Genomic DNA, 14,575 nt, shown 5'->3' on the forward strand with positions numbered 1-14,575 from the left:
TATTTTAAATTAAGGTTTTGGAATACTTCTCGTTAAAGCGTATGATTGTTGTTTAAAGTAGTTTGTCGTCCATAGCGTTTGAAGGAATGAGAGTATACAATACGGGATATACAAAAGTAATAAGCTAATTGTAACAATAATAGGTGCATTTCCGCCGAATTGAACGATAAATTGCAATAGTCCACTTGCGTGAAAAACGCATTCCATAAAAACGAATGAAAGAATAATGGAACCTAAAATAGATTTATGATTCGAAGTAAGCGCTAAAAACAATGTATCTACAAGGAAAGAAGCTTGTTTTATTTCATATTCATTTGTATTACTTAAGAAAGGAATCCATTTTTTTATTGCTTGCATAACGATAATCATGGAAGTACTACAAACGATGATAAAAGATGAGTAGTAAGGAATCTTTATAAATTTTGTGATGTATAGGAGTAGTAATAAGACTGCGCATTGTAATAATACAGTACATAAAGAATAAGGAATCCATCTTAATAAAGAAGCGAACTTTTTAACCGATTGAGGTGCTTTAAAAAATAAATGGCCAATCCCTAAGCTGATGAAGAATCCGATTGCAAGAGTAAAGGTAAAACGAACAATCGATAAAAAATATATTTCCCACATGTAAGGGAATAACGGTGTTGATTGATTAGCAGTATGTACCATCTCATTTGCTGAGAAAAAGATAGATTCGTGCATCCAATCAATCTTTGGAATTGTCATCGAAGAAAGTTGTGCGAAGTTATGGAAAATGCTTATAAAGCCGGTGATGTATGAGTATTTATGTGTAACGAATAAAGTTGGAATAGGACTAATGATAAATATAATGAGAACACCAACGATAAATTTATATATATGTGAGCGCAATAAAGACATGTAATCACCTACTCTTTGAATATTCAGAAAATTCTTATTCTTATTTTAGCTTTTTTCGGAGTAAGTTACAATATATTTTTCTTAAAGAAGTTTAGTATTGTAGTGGATAGAATTGAATGAAACGTGAATAAATTATGACAAGAAAATGAATAATTTTCAGAAAAATAAAATAAATTATTTATTTTTTTCTGAAAATATAATATAGTTATGGCACAGAAAGTATTTTAACATAAGGAGGCTGTTTATGAGGATTAAAGGGAATTATGTGCCGAAAAGGGAAGTTTTATTTTGCTCAAGTTCAATTACAGTAGGGGAAGCGCTAGAGCATTTAAATAAAACTGGTTATCGTTGTGTACCAGTTTTAGATGAAAAAAAAGAGAAATATTTAGGGAATATATATAAAGTAGATATTTTAGAATATAAAGGTTCACTGGAAGAGAGTGTATTACAACTATTAAACGATAAAGAAGGATATGTCAGAGAAGATTCTTCGTTCTTTAAAGTATTTTTTACAATAAAAAAATTACCTTATTTATCAGTAGTTGATGAAAAAGGAGTCTTTCTTGGGATTTTAACGCATAAAAAAGTTTTTGAGCTATTAGAAGATGCTTGGGGCGTTCATTCTAGTAAATATTCTGTCATGATTGGGACACAAGATTATAATGGGGCTATTCAAAAATTATCGACAGTATTAAAAAAATATACAGGTATCCAAAGTTTAATGACTTTTGATAATGATGCCTTATTAGTTCGTAGAATTATGTTTACATTAGGAGAAGAGTTTAACGATGGTGAATTAGAGACGTTATTGAAAGATTTAGAAGATCACGGATTTAGAGTGGTGTATGTGGAAGAGATGAAAAATCCACGTGAAGTTGAAACGATAGAATAATATGCAAAAGCCGTCTAATTATGTTGGATGGCTTTTGTTATGTTACGTGTATAAAATTATTTAAAAATAACGATAGATAATAAGTGAGTTTGAAACAATATTTGTGCAAAAGAATAAAAAATGTAGATAATTTTGATTTTCAAAAAAGTCAATTTGAAAATATGTTTTTATTTTTCAACTAAATATGTTACTATATGTGTGATAAAAACAAAGAGGTCTGACAACTATACTCCGCGCAATACCACTCTAATGATTTAAAAATTCAAAAAAATCAAAAATTAATAATTAGAGTAAAAATAAGGGGACTGGAGAAATTATGGAGAAAGACACTGCTTTGTAAGGGGCATATTTTATCAGCTTGAACAGAGAGGAGGATGCATAGCATATTGTGAAAATAGAGATAAACAATGAAAAAGTGCTATGCAAATGAAAAGCATGAAGGGACGTTTAAGGCCAGGTGATACGGTAGCAATTGGTTTAATGTTATTTGCACTATTTTTAGGAGCAGGAAATTTAATTTTTCCACCAGTTTTAGGGCAACAAGCTGGAGAGAATGTTTGGGTTGCTACAATTGGATTCCTTGTAACGGGAGTCGGATTACCCCTATTAGCTGTAACAGCTGTCGCGTTTGTAGAGGGGGACTTGAAAGCGCTATCTTCTAGAGTTCACCCTATATTTGCGTTTGTTTTCCCATTAATTAGTTATTTAGCGATTGGACCTTTTTTCGCGATTCCGCGTACGGGAGCCGTTTCATTTGAAATGGGTATGAAGCCATTTTTATCAGAGGCATTAGTTTCCGAATGGTACATGCTATTTCTTTTCACTATAATTTTCTTCGGAATAACTTGGTATTTATCTTTAAATCCATCAAAATTAGTGGATTGGTTCGGGAAATTTCTTACACCATTGTTAGTATTAATTGTTGCTGTAATTGTCGGAAAGGCAATTGTTGATCCGATTGGAGAACCAGCTGCACCGCTAGAGGCATACAAGGAAAATGCTTTCTTTGGTGGATTTATTCAAGGATATTTAACGATGGACGCAATTAGTGCGCTTGTATTTGGAATTGTAGTTGTACAAGTTATCCGCTCTAAAGGAATAAAAGAGAGTAATCAAATTGCAAAAATAACAGTAGTATCAGGTATTATCGCTGTACTTGGTTTAACGTTAATCTATTTATCACTTGCTTATCTTGGTTCAACAAGTACATCACTTGGGGTATCAGAGAATGGTGGACTTATTTTAACGAATGTTGTAAATGAGTTATATGGAACAAGTGGTAAAATTTTATTAGGACTTGTTATTGTACTTGCTTGTTTAACAACTTCTGTTGGATTAACATCAGCCTGTGCTGGCTTCTTTACAAACTTATTCCCAAAACTTTCGCATAAAACGATTGTAACAATGGTATGTGTATTTAGTTTAATTGTATCTAACCTAGGTTTAACACAATTAATCGCAGTTACTTTACCAGTGTTAATGATTATTTATCCAGTTGCAATCGTATTAATTGTACTTTCTTACTTCCATAAATGGATTGGGAAGCGTAATACCATTTATATTGGAGCTATTTTAGGTGCGTTGTTAATTAGTTTCTTTAACGGTTTAGAAAGTGCGAATATTAAAATTGACGCGATTTCTAACGTACTACAAATGTTACCATTATATAAAGAAGGAATAGGATGGTTAATCCCATCATGTATTGGCGGGATCCTCGGTTTCTTCTTCTATAAATCAAATGAATCAAGTGAATTACAAAAGAAAGGTGCTTAGGCGCCTTTCTTTTTTTAAAGGGGATTTTTTTGTTTTGTCTAAGTAATAAATGAAAGGAGTGATAAAATGGCTAATTTTGAAGATTTTTTAACTTTGGATTTACGGATTGGGACTGTAACACATGCAGAGGAATTTAAAGAAGCGAGAGTTCCAGCGATTAAACTAGAAATTGATTTTGGAGAGCTTGGAATGAAGCAGTCAAGTGCTCAAATTACGAAGAGATATAACCCAGAAGATTTAATCGGTCAGCAAATCGTTGCTGTTGTAAATTTTCCGCCAAAGCGTGTAGCGGGATTTAAATCAGAAGTACTTGTTTTAGGAGGAGTACCTGAAGCGGGTGATGTCGTATTACTGCAGCCTAATATGGAATTACCAAATGGAACAAAAATTAGTTAATGTAAAGGCGGGGGAACATGGATATTGGACGCGAATACGTACAGTGTGCCATTTCGAATTTTGAAGCAACAAAGAAACAAGGGGAACGGGTGCTTTCACAATTATCATATGAACAGATTGAATGGTCTTCTCATGAAGTAACAAATAGCATAGCAATTATAATTAAGCATCTGCACGGTAATATGCGTTCTAGATGGACGGATTTTTTAACATCTGACGGTGAAAAAATAGATCGTAACCGAGATGCTGAATTTGAAGGTGGTTATTCTTCTAAGAAAGAGGTACTCGCAGCATGGAATGAAGGTTGGGAATATGTTTTTAAAACGATGAATGCACTAACGTCAGAACATTTATTGCAGACGGTATATATTCGCGGTGAAGCACATACTGTCATGCAAGCAATTGAAAGACAAATCTCTCATTATGCTTTGCATATTGGACAAATGATTTACATCGGTAAAATGTTAAAAGAAAATGAGTGGGAATGTTTAAGTATTCCTAGAGGAAAGTCTAACTTTCATTTAGAGAAAAAACGTTCAACATAATAATAGGAAAGAAACCGATATAAAATTGGAAGTAAGAAAACAAGCCAAATGATAGATGGCTCTACAGTCATAAGAATGCTACCAACAATCAGCCCATATATAATAAGAAAGAAATTAATAAGTGTATTTACAGGGATAAATCGTGAGATAAAAACTTGCTGTCGTTTAAAACAATCACTATGAAATACATAAAAGCGGAAGTACCATGTGGTAGTAATAAGATCTTTCTTTCGCGTAATTCTTTTTTTGCATGTATGACAGATGAACGGTGGTTGCATTTCATTGCGCTCCATTTTCTATATTTGTAATAATGTAGGACAAAAGTAGGTACAAAGTGTATATCCCTATATACGCTCCTGATATAAGAAAAAATGGATTTAGTAAAATCCCATGAATACTTGTCATAAAAACTAAGTCTTGTATTAAAACATCATATATATGAATAGAAATGATTGTACCGAGTACATAAAGTGCTAGATATGCTGAAATATGTAACACAACACGGATGGTAGGATGCTTAGCAAGCCAATAAAAAATAAATGATAGTACAACGGGGAGTGTTCCTATTAGTAGTTTCAATTCATTTCACCTCATTAACAATATAGCCTGAATTTAGACGGTCTATTCTCTAGAGCTTGTACATAACTTGAAATAGAGAGGTGATAGTATGAATCGAGGCTTTTTTTATGTGAAATTCACGAGTGTACGTAAGTTAGTATTATTTATTATTGCTACAGTACTAGCGACTTTTTTTCTTATTAGTATGATGGTAACTTCTATGAAAGAGACAAAGTCAACGTATTTATATAATTGGTTAAATGAGTTATCAATGAATGGTTACATGTACGTTCTTGGGAAAGAGAATCATTATTTTACACAGGAATATAGAAATTTAAATCAAGATTTTTCAATATCTTCGTTTCTCTTTTCTATGGCTACGAATATTCGTTTTAACGATGTACGCAGTTTTGTCGGCAAAGAGCTACCTGGTTTCGGTAAGTACGATACAGAAATTGTTATTGCGGGTGAAGGAACAAATTATTCTAACTTGCCTATAGAGTCGAGCGTTCCACTTGAAGAAGTAGTAAAAGAACGGACTGGAGAAGGTGGACAGGCTCAAAAGCCGGATACGAATAAAGAGAAAAAGCAACCAGCTCAAACGACAGGAAAACGACAAGTTGCATTTATTTATCATTCGCATAGCTGGGAATCTTATTTGCCATTATTGAATTTAACAAATGATCCAAATCCGAATAAAGCCACAAGTTCCGTAACGAATATTTCAATAGTCGGCGACCGATTTCGTGAACAATTAGCAAATGAAGGAATCGGAGCAACTAACGACAAGACTGATGTTGGTCAAAAGTTGATTAGTAAAGGGTTAAATAGTAATAGTTCATATAAAATGTCACGGGAAATTGTACAAGAAGCAATGGCCGGCAATAAAGAATTACAATACTTCTTTGATTTACATCGTGATAGTGCTCGGAAAAATGTCACGACAAAAATAATCGGTGATAAATCATATGCGAAGCTTGCGTTTGTAGTAGGGAAAGGTAACAAAAACTATGAAAAAAACTTGCAATTAGCAACGGCTTTACATGAGACGATTAGTAAGAAATATCCAGGCGTTAGTCGTGGTGTCATTCAAAAAGGATTCCAAACAGGAAATGGTGTCTACAATCAAGATTTGTCAGGACAAGCGATATTAATTGAAGTTGGTGGCGTAGATAATACAGAGGAAGAACTAAATCGATCGATTGATGCGCTAGCTAAAGCGTTTGGTGAATATTTCTGGCAGGCAGAAAAAGTGAATGGATAAAGTGAAACAGAAATGAATGCGAGAGTCTGAAAAAACGTGAGTGTAATGTAAAGCTTGCGTTTTTTTGTAATTAATGATGCGTCACAGAATAGACATAATTTGTCGATGTTATAGTAAGATCGAAATTTGTCAAATTATACTGGGAGATTTACAAAGGGATTTTCGGGAAAGTAGAGAAAATCTTTTTACAAGGAAAGCTTTTTATTATGAAATTGGTAGGGTGATTGAAGTGATTAGGGAAATCAAAGTAGAAGATGCAGCATCATTTTTGCAATTAAGTAAGCAATTAGATGAAGAAACAAAATTTATGTTGTATGAACCAGGAGAAAGGAAATTCACAGCCGAGCAACAAGAGCAAATGATTCAGCGTTTTGTAGAAAATAAATATGCAACAATATTGGTAGCAGTTGAAGAAGAGAGAATAGTAGGGTTTATTTTAGTGAATGGAAATCATATTCAAAGAAAGAGACATGTAGCAAGTATTGTAATTGGGATTTTGCAAGAGTATAGCGGGCGAGGTATTGGGACTAGATTGTTTAAAGAGGTCGAGAAGTGGGCAAGATTACATGATGTATGGCGTTTAGAATTAACGGTAATGGCCCACAATACAAGAGCTCAGGCACTATATAAAAAAGCTGGATTTGAGAAAGAAGGTGTCAAAAGAGCTGCTCTTATTATCGATGGAGAGAACATCGATGAGTATGAAATGGCCAAATTATTAAAATAAGAGGTCGTTATATGAAAAAAAGATGGATACTACTTGGTATCGTAGCGGCGATACTCATTGTTGGAGTAGCAGGAATCAATTATAAAATGTATAAGGATAAGCAAGCGCGCGAGGTGAATGTAAATAACATATTTCCGAAAGCGAAAGAAACGATTGCGAATATGGATGGAGATATTGCAGTAATTAGTAATCCGAATTCAATGCTTGTGCTTGTGAATAAAAGTAGGCGTTTACCAGACGGGTATAGACCGCCAGATTTAGTTATTCCGAAAGTGCGCTATTCTAGTGAAGGTGATCAAGAAAAGAAAAAAATGAGGAAAGAGGCGGCCGGTGCGCTTGAGGAAATGTTTCAGCAAGCGGATAAGGAGCGTGTTTTCTTATTTGCAGTCTCTGGATTTAGATCTTTTGATCGGCAAAAAGCGTTAAATACAATGTATAAAAAACAAGATGGAGAAGCCAAAACGGCAATGTCGAGTGCAGTTCCTGGAACGAGTGAACATCAAACAGGACTAGCTATGGATATCACATCACAATCTGCTAAGTTTCAGTTAGAGACAATTTTTGGTGAAACGAAAGAAGGGCAGTGGCTTTCTGAAAATGCCCATAAATTTGGTTTTGTCATCCGATATACAAAGGAGAAAGAATCGATTACGGGCTATCGATTTGAACCATGGCACGTGAGGTATGTGGGAAATCCACAAGCTACATATTTATATGAAAATCAACTAACACTTGAAGAAGTAGCGCAGTGAACAATTGAGGGGAGAGAAGGATTATGACGGTGTTATATAAGAAAAAAGTACACGCATATGTGACAAGAGAAAAAGAAGGAGTTATGCAACTGCTTGTTTTTAAACATCGTGATATACCTGAAGCTGGTATACAAATACCAGGAGGAACAGTGGAAGAAGGGGAAACATTAGAAGCAGCGATTTTACGTGAAGTACAAGAAGAGACTGGATTACGTCATTTATGCATAGAACGATTCCTAGCTGATTACATCATACATGTGAAAGAAAAAAAGGAATATCAAAAACGCCATTTCTTCCATGTAACATTACTAACAGATGTAAAAGATCGTTGGGAACATATTGTAAGTGCCGGTGAGGAAGATGAAGGCTTAGTATTTTGCTATGAATGGATTGATATTGCAAAATGCCCTGAATTAGCGGGGAAACAAGGTGAGTTTTTACATTTGTTAGATGAGGTATACGTGCAGTAATAATAGGGTCTGAGGCGAAGGTGAAATCGTTTCAGACTTTTTTTATTTTTCAGGAAATAAAAGGTTTTTACATCGGTAAGTTGAATTCTTATAGAGGGATTGTAGTTGTATATGTGAGGAGCGGAGAAAATGAAAAAGTAATAGAGATATGCTATCAATAAAGGTTTATAGAAGGAGAATGAAAATGGAGATTTAGTTCAATACACTACTACAAAAAGAATTAACAATTCATGATATACAAAGAGCGATGGAAGATGGAAAGTTAACTTCAAAAGAACTAGTTATGTATTACCTTCATAGAATCGCAAAGTATGATCAAGATGGACCGGAAATTAATTCTATTTTAGAAATCAATCCAGACGCCATCTTTATTGCTGAAGCGTTAGATTATGAAAGAAAGATTAAAGGTAAAAGAGGTCCATTACATGGTATACCGGTTTTACTTAAGGATAATATTGAAACGAATGACTCTATGCATACAAGTGCAGGTACAATTGCGCTAGAACAACATATAAGTAGTGAAGATGCATTTCTCGTTACGAAGCTGCGAGAAGCAGGAGCAGTGATAATAGGGAAAACAAATATGACAGAATTAGCAAATGCAATGTCATTTGAAATGTGGGCTGGATATAGTGCAAGAGGTGGGCAAACAATAAACCCTTACGGTACGGGTGAGGATGATATGTTTGTTGGTGGCTCAAGTACAGGATCTGCCATAGCAGTTGCTGCTAACTGTACAGTAATATCGGTTGGAACAGAAACGGATGGTTCTATTTTGAGTCCAGCTGTTCAAAACTCTGTAGTCGGTATTAAACCGACTGTTGGTTTAATTAGTCGTAGAGGTACTATTCCATTTACGTATTCGCAAGATACAGCAGGACCATTTGCTAGAACGGTAACAGATGCGGCTATTTTGTTAGGGAGTTTAACTGGGGTAGATGAGAAAGATGTAGCCACTTATAAAAGTGAAGGGATAGCAGAGCATGATTATACAAAATACCTTGATGTTAATGGTTTAAATGGAGCGAAAATTGGTGTATATAGCAATGCACCAAAAGAGTATTATGAAACTGGTGAGTATGATGAAAAATTGTTTAAGGAAACGATTGAAGTATTGCGTATTGAGGGAGCGACAGTAGTAGAGGATATTAATATGCCGTCTTTTCATAGAGAATGGAGCTGGGGTGTATCGCTTTATGAATTAAAGCATAGTTTAGATAACTATCTTTCGAAATTGCCTTCTACTATACCAGTGCATTCTATTTCAGAGTTAATGGAGTTTAATGAAAACATAGCAGAAAGAGCTCTGAGATATGGACAAACTAAGTTAGAAAGAAGAAAAGATTTTCCTAATACGTTAAGAAATCCACAATATTTAAATGCAAGATTAGAAGATATATATTTTTCACAAGAACAAGGCATTGATTTTGCACTGGAAAAATATAATCTTGATGCGATTCTGTTTCCTTCTTATATAGGCTCCACTATATGTGCGAAAGCAGGTTATCCGTCTATAGCAATACCTGCGGGATATATGGATAACGGGAGACCATTTGGAATTACGCTTGCAAGCACTGCTTTTCATGAGGGGACTTTAATTAAACTCGCATACGCTTTTGAACAAGCGACAAAGCATCGGAAATCTCCTAACTTATCATAAATAAATAGGGCAGGAAATCCTGTCCTATTTATTTTGTTCATTAAAGTTACATGTTTTTTTGCTTTGTCTTATCATATTTTAATAAGTTAAATGATAAACAAGCAGAGCACAATATAAGGATTGAAGCGAGAATATAGATCGTACGAACACCGAACAAATCGGTAATAATGCCAACACTCAGCATAGAAAGGCCAGAAGCTGTTGAGAGAAGAGCGCCGTGAGCTGTATACATCTTTGATAATAAAGATGGAGCGACGCTGGATTGTAAAACAGTTGTTTGAGAAATATCTCTAATTTGGTAACATGGGCCCATTAGAATGCATAGGAACAGCGCAATAAATCCGCTACTTGTTATACCATATAAAAATGTAAGAATACTAAACAGAAGAGAGCCTATCGCCATAGAGCGTATTAAATTGTTTTGAATGTATGTACTCATTTTCCACGCTAATAGACCGCCAATTAACGTCCCAACATAATAACTTGTATTAATAAATCCCCACCATTCTTCTCCTTTATGAAGGACAGTTGTTACATAAGCCATCGTAATAGCACCGATCCATATTGTTCCTGCAAAAGTTTCAATTAAGTCCATACATGTAACAGTACGGAGGGAAGGGTTTTTAAATAAGAGTTTCCAACCTTCCAATAAAGCAGCACCTTTTGAAGAAGAAGGCTCTATTACTCGTTCAGTATGTATGGACCGTAAGGAAATATGTAATGCAACACATCCAAAAATCATCAATATGTTATTCATCATAAGTGTAGTAGTAGCGCCGACGAGAAGAACAATAATACTTGTAAATGAATAAGCAGCGGCTTGCGCAATTTGTGTGGAAAAGGAAAATATACTATTTACTTTTACTAATTTCTCTTTCGGTGTAAGGCGCGGAAGAATACCGTATAATAATGGAGCACTCCAGCCGCTACACAATGAAATGAAAAAGATGAAAATGAATAGTGTTACAATGCTTGTGGAAACGATCGGGAATAATATCATGAATAAAAATAATAGAGCAGTTTTTATCCATTGCAGTGTAAAAAGTAATGAATAAGATGAAAAACGATTCATTATAAGTGGTGCAGATGTATTTGCTATAAGATTAGTTATGACTTGTAATAATGGAAAAAGAGCAGTTAATGTAGCTGATTTCGTTGTGATATACATATGAGTTGTAATAATCATTATGTATACGATGTCAGCGAGAGTAATGCATATTTTCGATCCTAAATAGTAAGTCAATGAACGTTGTTGCAATAAGAACACCACCTTCCAAAAAAGTAATATTTCAGTAGTTAGAATAATTATAATTTGGAAATTAAATTTTCGAAAGAATTTAATTTTTTGTCACTTTTTGAAAGGGATTTTCATGTATAATGAAGAATATATTAATATAGTATTTTAATAATACTCATTGTAACAGTGAAAATGTACAATAGCTTGTAGTAAGCGCCCACGTATGAGAAAGGGCGGATAAACCATTCTTTTCTTCATATACATATAGAAAATGAGAAAGAAAGTGAGGGTTGCAAATGGCTGCTTGGGTAATTTGGTTTATAATAGCTGGTATTTTATTTATTGCAGAAATGCTGTCGATTACATTTTACATGCTTTGGCTTGGAATTGGAGCTGTTGTCGGAGGTCTTATTGCTTTGTTTGTTCCTGAAGCACTACTGTTACAAGTTGTTGCTGGTGCAATTGTAAGTTTAACATTGACTTTCTTTACGAAAAGAATATCAAAAAACTTTCGGGAAGCAAAAGGTTTTACTGATACAGTAGATATGCTTGCAGGTAAAAAAGGGATTGTTATGCAAGCGATTACAAATGAGGCGAACGGCATTGTGAAAGTGGATGGAGATACTTGGACAGCTATTGCAGATGATCCAATTGATGCTGGAGAAAAAGTTATTGTTATAAAGAGGCATAGTACTATATTACAAGTAAAAAAGGAGAGTGAATAAATATGGTAGCATTAACGTTAACGATTATTTTTGCACTAATTGTTGTTACATTTATCGCATTAACAATTAAAATTATTCCACAGCAAAAAGTTGGAGTCGTTGAAAGATTTGGTAAGTTTCAGCGTGTGATGCAGCCAGGATTAAATTTATTAATCCCGATTGTAGATCGCGTTCGTGTATATCATGACTTACGTATTCAGCAAACGAATGTACCACCGCAGAAAGTAATTACGAAAGATAATGTACAAGTGGAAATTGATACAATTATTTTCTATCAAGTCGTTGAACCGGAACTTGCGACATATGGTATTTCGAACTATGAATACGGTGTACGTAACATTACTTCAGCAACGATGCGTCAAATCATTGGTAAAATGGAACTGGATGAAACGTTATCTGGTCGTGAAAAAATTTCAACAGAAATTCGCTTAGCACTTGATGAAGCTACAGAAAAATGGGGCGTTCGCATTGAACGTGTTGAAGTTGTCGATATTAATCCGCCGAAAGATGTGCAAGCATCAATGGAAAAACAAATGAAAGCAGAGCGTAATAAACGTGCGATCATATTAGAAGCTGAAGCTGCAAAACAAGATAAAGTCCTTCGTGCTGAAGGGGAAAAGCAAAGTAAAATCTTAATGGCTGAAGGGGATAAAGAAGCACGTATTCGAGAAGCAGAAGGTATTAAAGAAGCAAAAGAATTAGAAGCGCAAGGGGAAGCAAGAGCGATTGAGGAAATTGCAAAAGCAGAACAAAATCGAATTGAATTACTTCGCGAGGCGAATTTAGATGAACGTATACTTGCTTACAAATCATTTGAATCATTAGCTGAAGTTGCGAAAGGGCCAGCAAATAAAGTCTTTATTCCATCTAATGCAATTGAAACACTTGGTACTCTCGGGGCAATTGGTGAAATCTTTAAAGAAAAACAAGCGAAGAAACTGCCTTTAAATAATACAGAAAAAGAACAATAAGAGTGAAAAAGAGAAATGGGATGCCGTTTCTCTTTTTATTTTTTATCATTTTTTAATTTATAAATTAAATGAGTAAGGGACGGGGGACCGTTCCTTACTCATTTACACTAAAAAATTTTTAAGATTTCATAATATGAAATAAAGGAGAATCTGTAAGAAATAGAATTGATATAATGATTGAAAATTCAGTCATCTGGTAAAATTTCTAAACTTTTTAGTATATTATTATTGGAAATTGGAGGGGAAAGAATGGCAATTAGAACAGGGGAACAGTATATTGAAGGGTTGCGAAAAAGAAATCCTGAAATTTGGATTGGAGGAAGAAAAGTAACGGATGTAGTAAATGAAGATGTTTTTCGTGAACCAATTATACAAATTGCGAACTTATATGATATGCAGCACAATCCAGAATATCAAGATAAGATTACTCATATATGCGAAGAGACAGGAGAAAGGGTATCAAATGCATTTTTAGTACCGAGAAATTATGAGGATTTAAAAGTACGCCGCGAATTATTTGAAGTGTGGGCAAAAGCCACTTATGGTTTAATGGGTAGAACACCTGATTTTTTAAATGTAACGGTTACTTCAATGGCAAGTAATTCGTGGTTTTTTGAGAAGTTTAATCCAGAATGGGGAGCGAATATAAAAAATTATTATAAACATATAAGGGATAATGATTTGTTTTTAACACACGCAATTATTAATCCGCAAAATGATCGGAGTAAGGCCTCCCATCAACAAGAAGATGAAACAATGCATTTAGGGGTAGTAAGTGAAACAGCGGAAGGAATGTATGTTAGTGGTGCTAAAATGTTAGCGACACTGGCGCCGATTACGGATGAGATAATAATATATTCCTATCCAAGTTTTAAGCCAGGTGATGAACGTCATGCAATTTCTTTTGCAGTTCCAATTGACGCACCAGGTCTAAGAATTCTATGTCGTGAGCCAATGCAAGATGGAAAACGATCTTTATTTGATCATCCACTCGCATCAAGGTTTGAGGAAATGGATGCATTACTAGTATTTCATAATGTGTTTATCCCGTGGGATAAAGTATTTATTTATCAAAGTGTGGAAGCTGGGAATCAATTGTATCCTAAAACCGGAATTGGTCATCAACCAGCACATCAATCTGGGGTAAGAGGGTTAGTAAAACTATCTTTTGCAGCTGAAGTAGCTATGAAATTAGCAGATTCGATTGGAGTAGATGGTTTTTTAAATGTACAAAACCAGCTAGCAGAGCTTATGCAAGATGTTGAAACGATACGTGCTCTCCTGCAAGTAGCTGAATATGAGTATGAAACGAATTCATATGGAGAAGTTATTCCTGCGAGGTTACCGCTTGATACGATACGCAGTTTATTACCTAAGATGTATCCGCGGGCTATTGAGATTATTCAAACTATAGGTGCGGGTGGATTATTAATGTCACCGACAGGTGCTGATTTTATGAACCCCGAGATTCATGATGATATGCAAAAGTATTATATCGGGCGTGAAGGAGTATCCTCTGAGGAACGGGTTCGTTTGTTTAAATTAGCATGGGACTTATGTGGTGAGGCTTTTGGACAACGGTTATTACAATATGAGCGTTATTATTCTGGAGATCCGGTGCGTAAAATGGGAATGTTTTATAATGCGTACAAAAAACAACAAACTTTTTCACTTGTGAACAATGCGTTGCAATCGAGTTCATCTGAAGGGGCCTTAAGTTAAATAA

Annotated in this window: 15 protein-coding genes and 1 pseudogene; 12 read left to right on the forward strand and 4 right to left on the reverse strand. The window is 34.7% G+C overall.

Going from position 1 to position 14,575, the window contains the following annotated elements; translation table 11 throughout:
- Positions 1 to 9: 9 nt before the first annotated feature.
- Positions 10 to 879 carry a hypothetical protein gene (locus ACTFR9_RS02855; RefSeq protein ID WP_000055304.1) on the reverse strand — a complete coding sequence of 290 codons (870 nt, stop codon included), beginning with the start codon at positions 877 to 879 and terminating at the stop codon, positions 10 to 12.
- Between the two features lie 244 nt (positions 880 to 1,123).
- Here ACTFR9_RS02855 and cbpA point away from each other — a divergent pair, with 244 nt between their 5' ends.
- From cbpA to ACTFR9_RS02875, 4 genes are all read left to right on the forward strand, one after another.
- Positions 1,124 to 1,771: a cyclic di-AMP binding protein CbpA gene (gene cbpA, locus ACTFR9_RS02860; protein ID WP_001220514.1), complete on the forward strand. Its 648-nt coding sequence runs from the start codon at positions 1,124 to 1,126 to the stop codon at positions 1,769 to 1,771.
- Between the two features lie 435 nt (positions 1,772 to 2,206).
- Entirely contained in the window at positions 2,207 to 3,544 is a 1,338-nt protein-coding gene (gene brnQ4, locus ACTFR9_RS02865) for a branched-chain amino acid transport system II carrier protein BrnQ4 (RefSeq protein ID WP_014297788.1), read from the forward strand.
- A gap of 66 nt (positions 3,545 to 3,610) precedes the next feature.
- Positions 3,611 to 3,940 carry a chaperone CsaA gene (gene csaA, locus ACTFR9_RS02870; RefSeq protein WP_001263033.1) on the forward strand — a complete coding sequence of 110 codons (330 nt, stop codon included), beginning with the start codon at positions 3,611 to 3,613 and terminating at the stop codon, positions 3,938 to 3,940.
- Between the two features lie 17 nt (positions 3,941 to 3,957).
- Positions 3,958 to 4,485 (forward strand): DUF1572 domain-containing protein, encoded by a 528-nt coding sequence (locus tag ACTFR9_RS02875; RefSeq protein WP_000351110.1) that lies wholly within the window; start codon positions 3,958 to 3,960, stop codon positions 4,483 to 4,485.
- Here ACTFR9_RS02875 and ACTFR9_RS02880 read toward each other — a convergent pair.
- The gene (locus tag ACTFR9_RS02880) at positions 4,458 to 4,763 is read right to left on the reverse strand and encodes a hypothetical protein (protein WP_002091944.1); all 306 of its coding nucleotides are present in this window, start codon (positions 4,761 to 4,763) and stop codon (positions 4,458 to 4,460) included. The genes ACTFR9_RS02875 and ACTFR9_RS02880 overlap by 28 nt on opposite strands.
- A 1-nt stretch (position 4,764) precedes the next feature.
- Positions 4,765 to 5,064 carry a hypothetical protein gene (locus ACTFR9_RS02885; RefSeq protein WP_000770753.1) on the reverse strand — a complete coding sequence of 100 codons (300 nt, stop codon included), beginning with the start codon at positions 5,062 to 5,064 and terminating at the stop codon, positions 4,765 to 4,767.
- An 88-nt stretch (positions 5,065 to 5,152) separates the two neighbouring features.
- Here ACTFR9_RS02885 and spoIIP point away from each other — a divergent pair, with 88 nt between their 5' ends.
- The 5 genes and pseudogenes from spoIIP to ACTFR9_RS02910 form a co-directional block, all read left to right on the forward strand.
- Positions 5,153 to 6,307: a stage II sporulation protein SpoIIP gene (gene spoIIP, locus ACTFR9_RS02890; RefSeq protein ID WP_001079296.1), complete on the forward strand. Its 1,155-nt coding sequence runs from the start codon at positions 5,153 to 5,155 to the stop codon at positions 6,305 to 6,307.
- A gap of 229 nt (positions 6,308 to 6,536) precedes the next feature.
- On the forward strand, positions 6,537 to 7,034 hold the full coding sequence (locus ACTFR9_RS02895; protein ID WP_000617586.1) for a GNAT family N-acetyltransferase: 498 nt from the start codon (positions 6,537 to 6,539) through the stop codon (positions 7,032 to 7,034).
- Between the two features lie 11 nt (positions 7,035 to 7,045).
- The gene (locus ACTFR9_RS02900) at positions 7,046 to 7,786 is read left to right on the forward strand and encodes a M15 family metallopeptidase (RefSeq protein ID WP_000747655.1); all 741 of its coding nucleotides are present in this window, start codon (positions 7,046 to 7,048) and stop codon (positions 7,784 to 7,786) included.
- Positions 7,787 to 7,809: 23 nt separating this feature from the next.
- A complete protein-coding gene (locus ACTFR9_RS02905; RefSeq protein WP_000217583.1) occupies positions 7,810 to 8,256 on the forward strand; it encodes an NUDIX hydrolase in 447 nt (148 codons plus the stop codon).
- 196 nt (positions 8,257 to 8,452) lie between these two features.
- A pseudogene (locus ACTFR9_RS02910) lies at positions 8,453 to 9,916 on the forward strand (amidase family protein); the annotation flags it as partial.
- Between the two features lie 46 nt (positions 9,917 to 9,962).
- Here ACTFR9_RS02910 and ACTFR9_RS02915 read toward each other — a convergent pair.
- The gene (locus ACTFR9_RS02915) at positions 9,963 to 11,174 is read right to left on the reverse strand and encodes an MFS transporter (protein ID WP_440048940.1); all 1,212 of its coding nucleotides are present in this window, start codon (positions 11,172 to 11,174) and stop codon (positions 9,963 to 9,965) included.
- A 275-nt stretch (positions 11,175 to 11,449) separates the two neighbouring features.
- Here ACTFR9_RS02915 and ACTFR9_RS02920 point away from each other — a divergent pair, with 275 nt between their 5' ends.
- The 3 genes from ACTFR9_RS02920 to ACTFR9_RS02930 all read left to right on the forward strand — a co-directional run bounded on the left by ACTFR9_RS02920 (position 11,450) and on the right by ACTFR9_RS02930 (position 14,571).
- Positions 11,450 to 11,878 (forward strand): NfeD family protein, encoded by a 429-nt coding sequence (locus ACTFR9_RS02920; RefSeq protein WP_000741991.1) that lies wholly within the window; start codon positions 11,450 to 11,452, stop codon positions 11,876 to 11,878.
- Positions 11,879 to 11,880: 2 nt separating this feature from the next.
- Positions 11,881 to 12,849 carry an SPFH domain-containing protein gene (locus ACTFR9_RS02925; RefSeq protein WP_000226261.1) on the forward strand — a complete coding sequence of 323 codons (969 nt, stop codon included), beginning with the start codon at positions 11,881 to 11,883 and terminating at the stop codon, positions 12,847 to 12,849.
- A gap of 249 nt (positions 12,850 to 13,098) precedes the next feature.
- Positions 13,099 to 14,571, forward strand: coding sequence for a 4-hydroxyphenylacetate 3-hydroxylase family protein (locus ACTFR9_RS02930; protein ID WP_001007859.1), 1,473 nt, complete (start codon positions 13,099 to 13,101; stop codon positions 14,569 to 14,571).
- Positions 14,572 to 14,575 lie beyond the last annotated feature (4 nt).

This window comes from Bacillus cereus group sp. MYBK222-1 (assembly GCF_051916425.1).
GTDB classification, from domain to species: domain Bacteria; phylum Bacillota; class Bacilli; order Bacillales; family Bacillaceae_G; genus Bacillus_A; species Bacillus_A paranthracis.

Bases quoted from the DNA above. Each gene is read 5' to 3' on its own strand.
- ACTFR9_RS02920 (WP_000741991.1), top strand. From the start codon at position 11,450: ATGGCTGCTTGGGTAATTTGGTTTATAATAGCTGGTATTTTATTTATT.
- ACTFR9_RS02875 (WP_000351110.1), top strand. From the start codon at position 3,958: ATGGATATTGGACGCGAATACGTACAGTGTGCCATTTCGAATTTTGAA.
- brnQ4 (WP_014297788.1), top strand. From the start codon at position 2,207: ATGAAGGGACGTTTAAGGCCAGGTGATACGGTAGCAATTGGTTTAATG.
- ACTFR9_RS02925 (WP_000226261.1), top strand. From the start codon at position 11,881: ATGGTAGCATTAACGTTAACGATTATTTTTGCACTAATTGTTGTTACA.
- ACTFR9_RS02880 (WP_002091944.1), bottom strand. From the start codon at position 4,763: ATGCAACCACCGTTCATCTGTCATACATGCAAAAAAAGAATTACGCGA.
- csaA (WP_001263033.1), top strand. From the start codon at position 3,611: ATGGCTAATTTTGAAGATTTTTTAACTTTGGATTTACGGATTGGGACT.
- ACTFR9_RS02930 (WP_001007859.1), top strand. From the start codon at position 13,099: ATGGCAATTAGAACAGGGGAACAGTATATTGAAGGGTTGCGAAAAAGA.
- ACTFR9_RS02905 (WP_000217583.1), top strand. From the start codon at position 7,810: ATGACGGTGTTATATAAGAAAAAAGTACACGCATATGTGACAAGAGAA.
- cbpA (WP_001220514.1), top strand. From the start codon at position 1,124: ATGAGGATTAAAGGGAATTATGTGCCGAAAAGGGAAGTTTTATTTTGC.
- ACTFR9_RS02900 (WP_000747655.1), top strand. From the start codon at position 7,046: ATGAAAAAAAGATGGATACTACTTGGTATCGTAGCGGCGATACTCATT.
- ACTFR9_RS02855 (WP_000055304.1), bottom strand. From the start codon at position 879: ATGTCTTTATTGCGCTCACATATATATAAATTTATCGTTGGTGTTCTC.
- spoIIP (WP_001079296.1), top strand. From the start codon at position 5,153: ATGAATCGAGGCTTTTTTTATGTGAAATTCACGAGTGTACGTAAGTTA.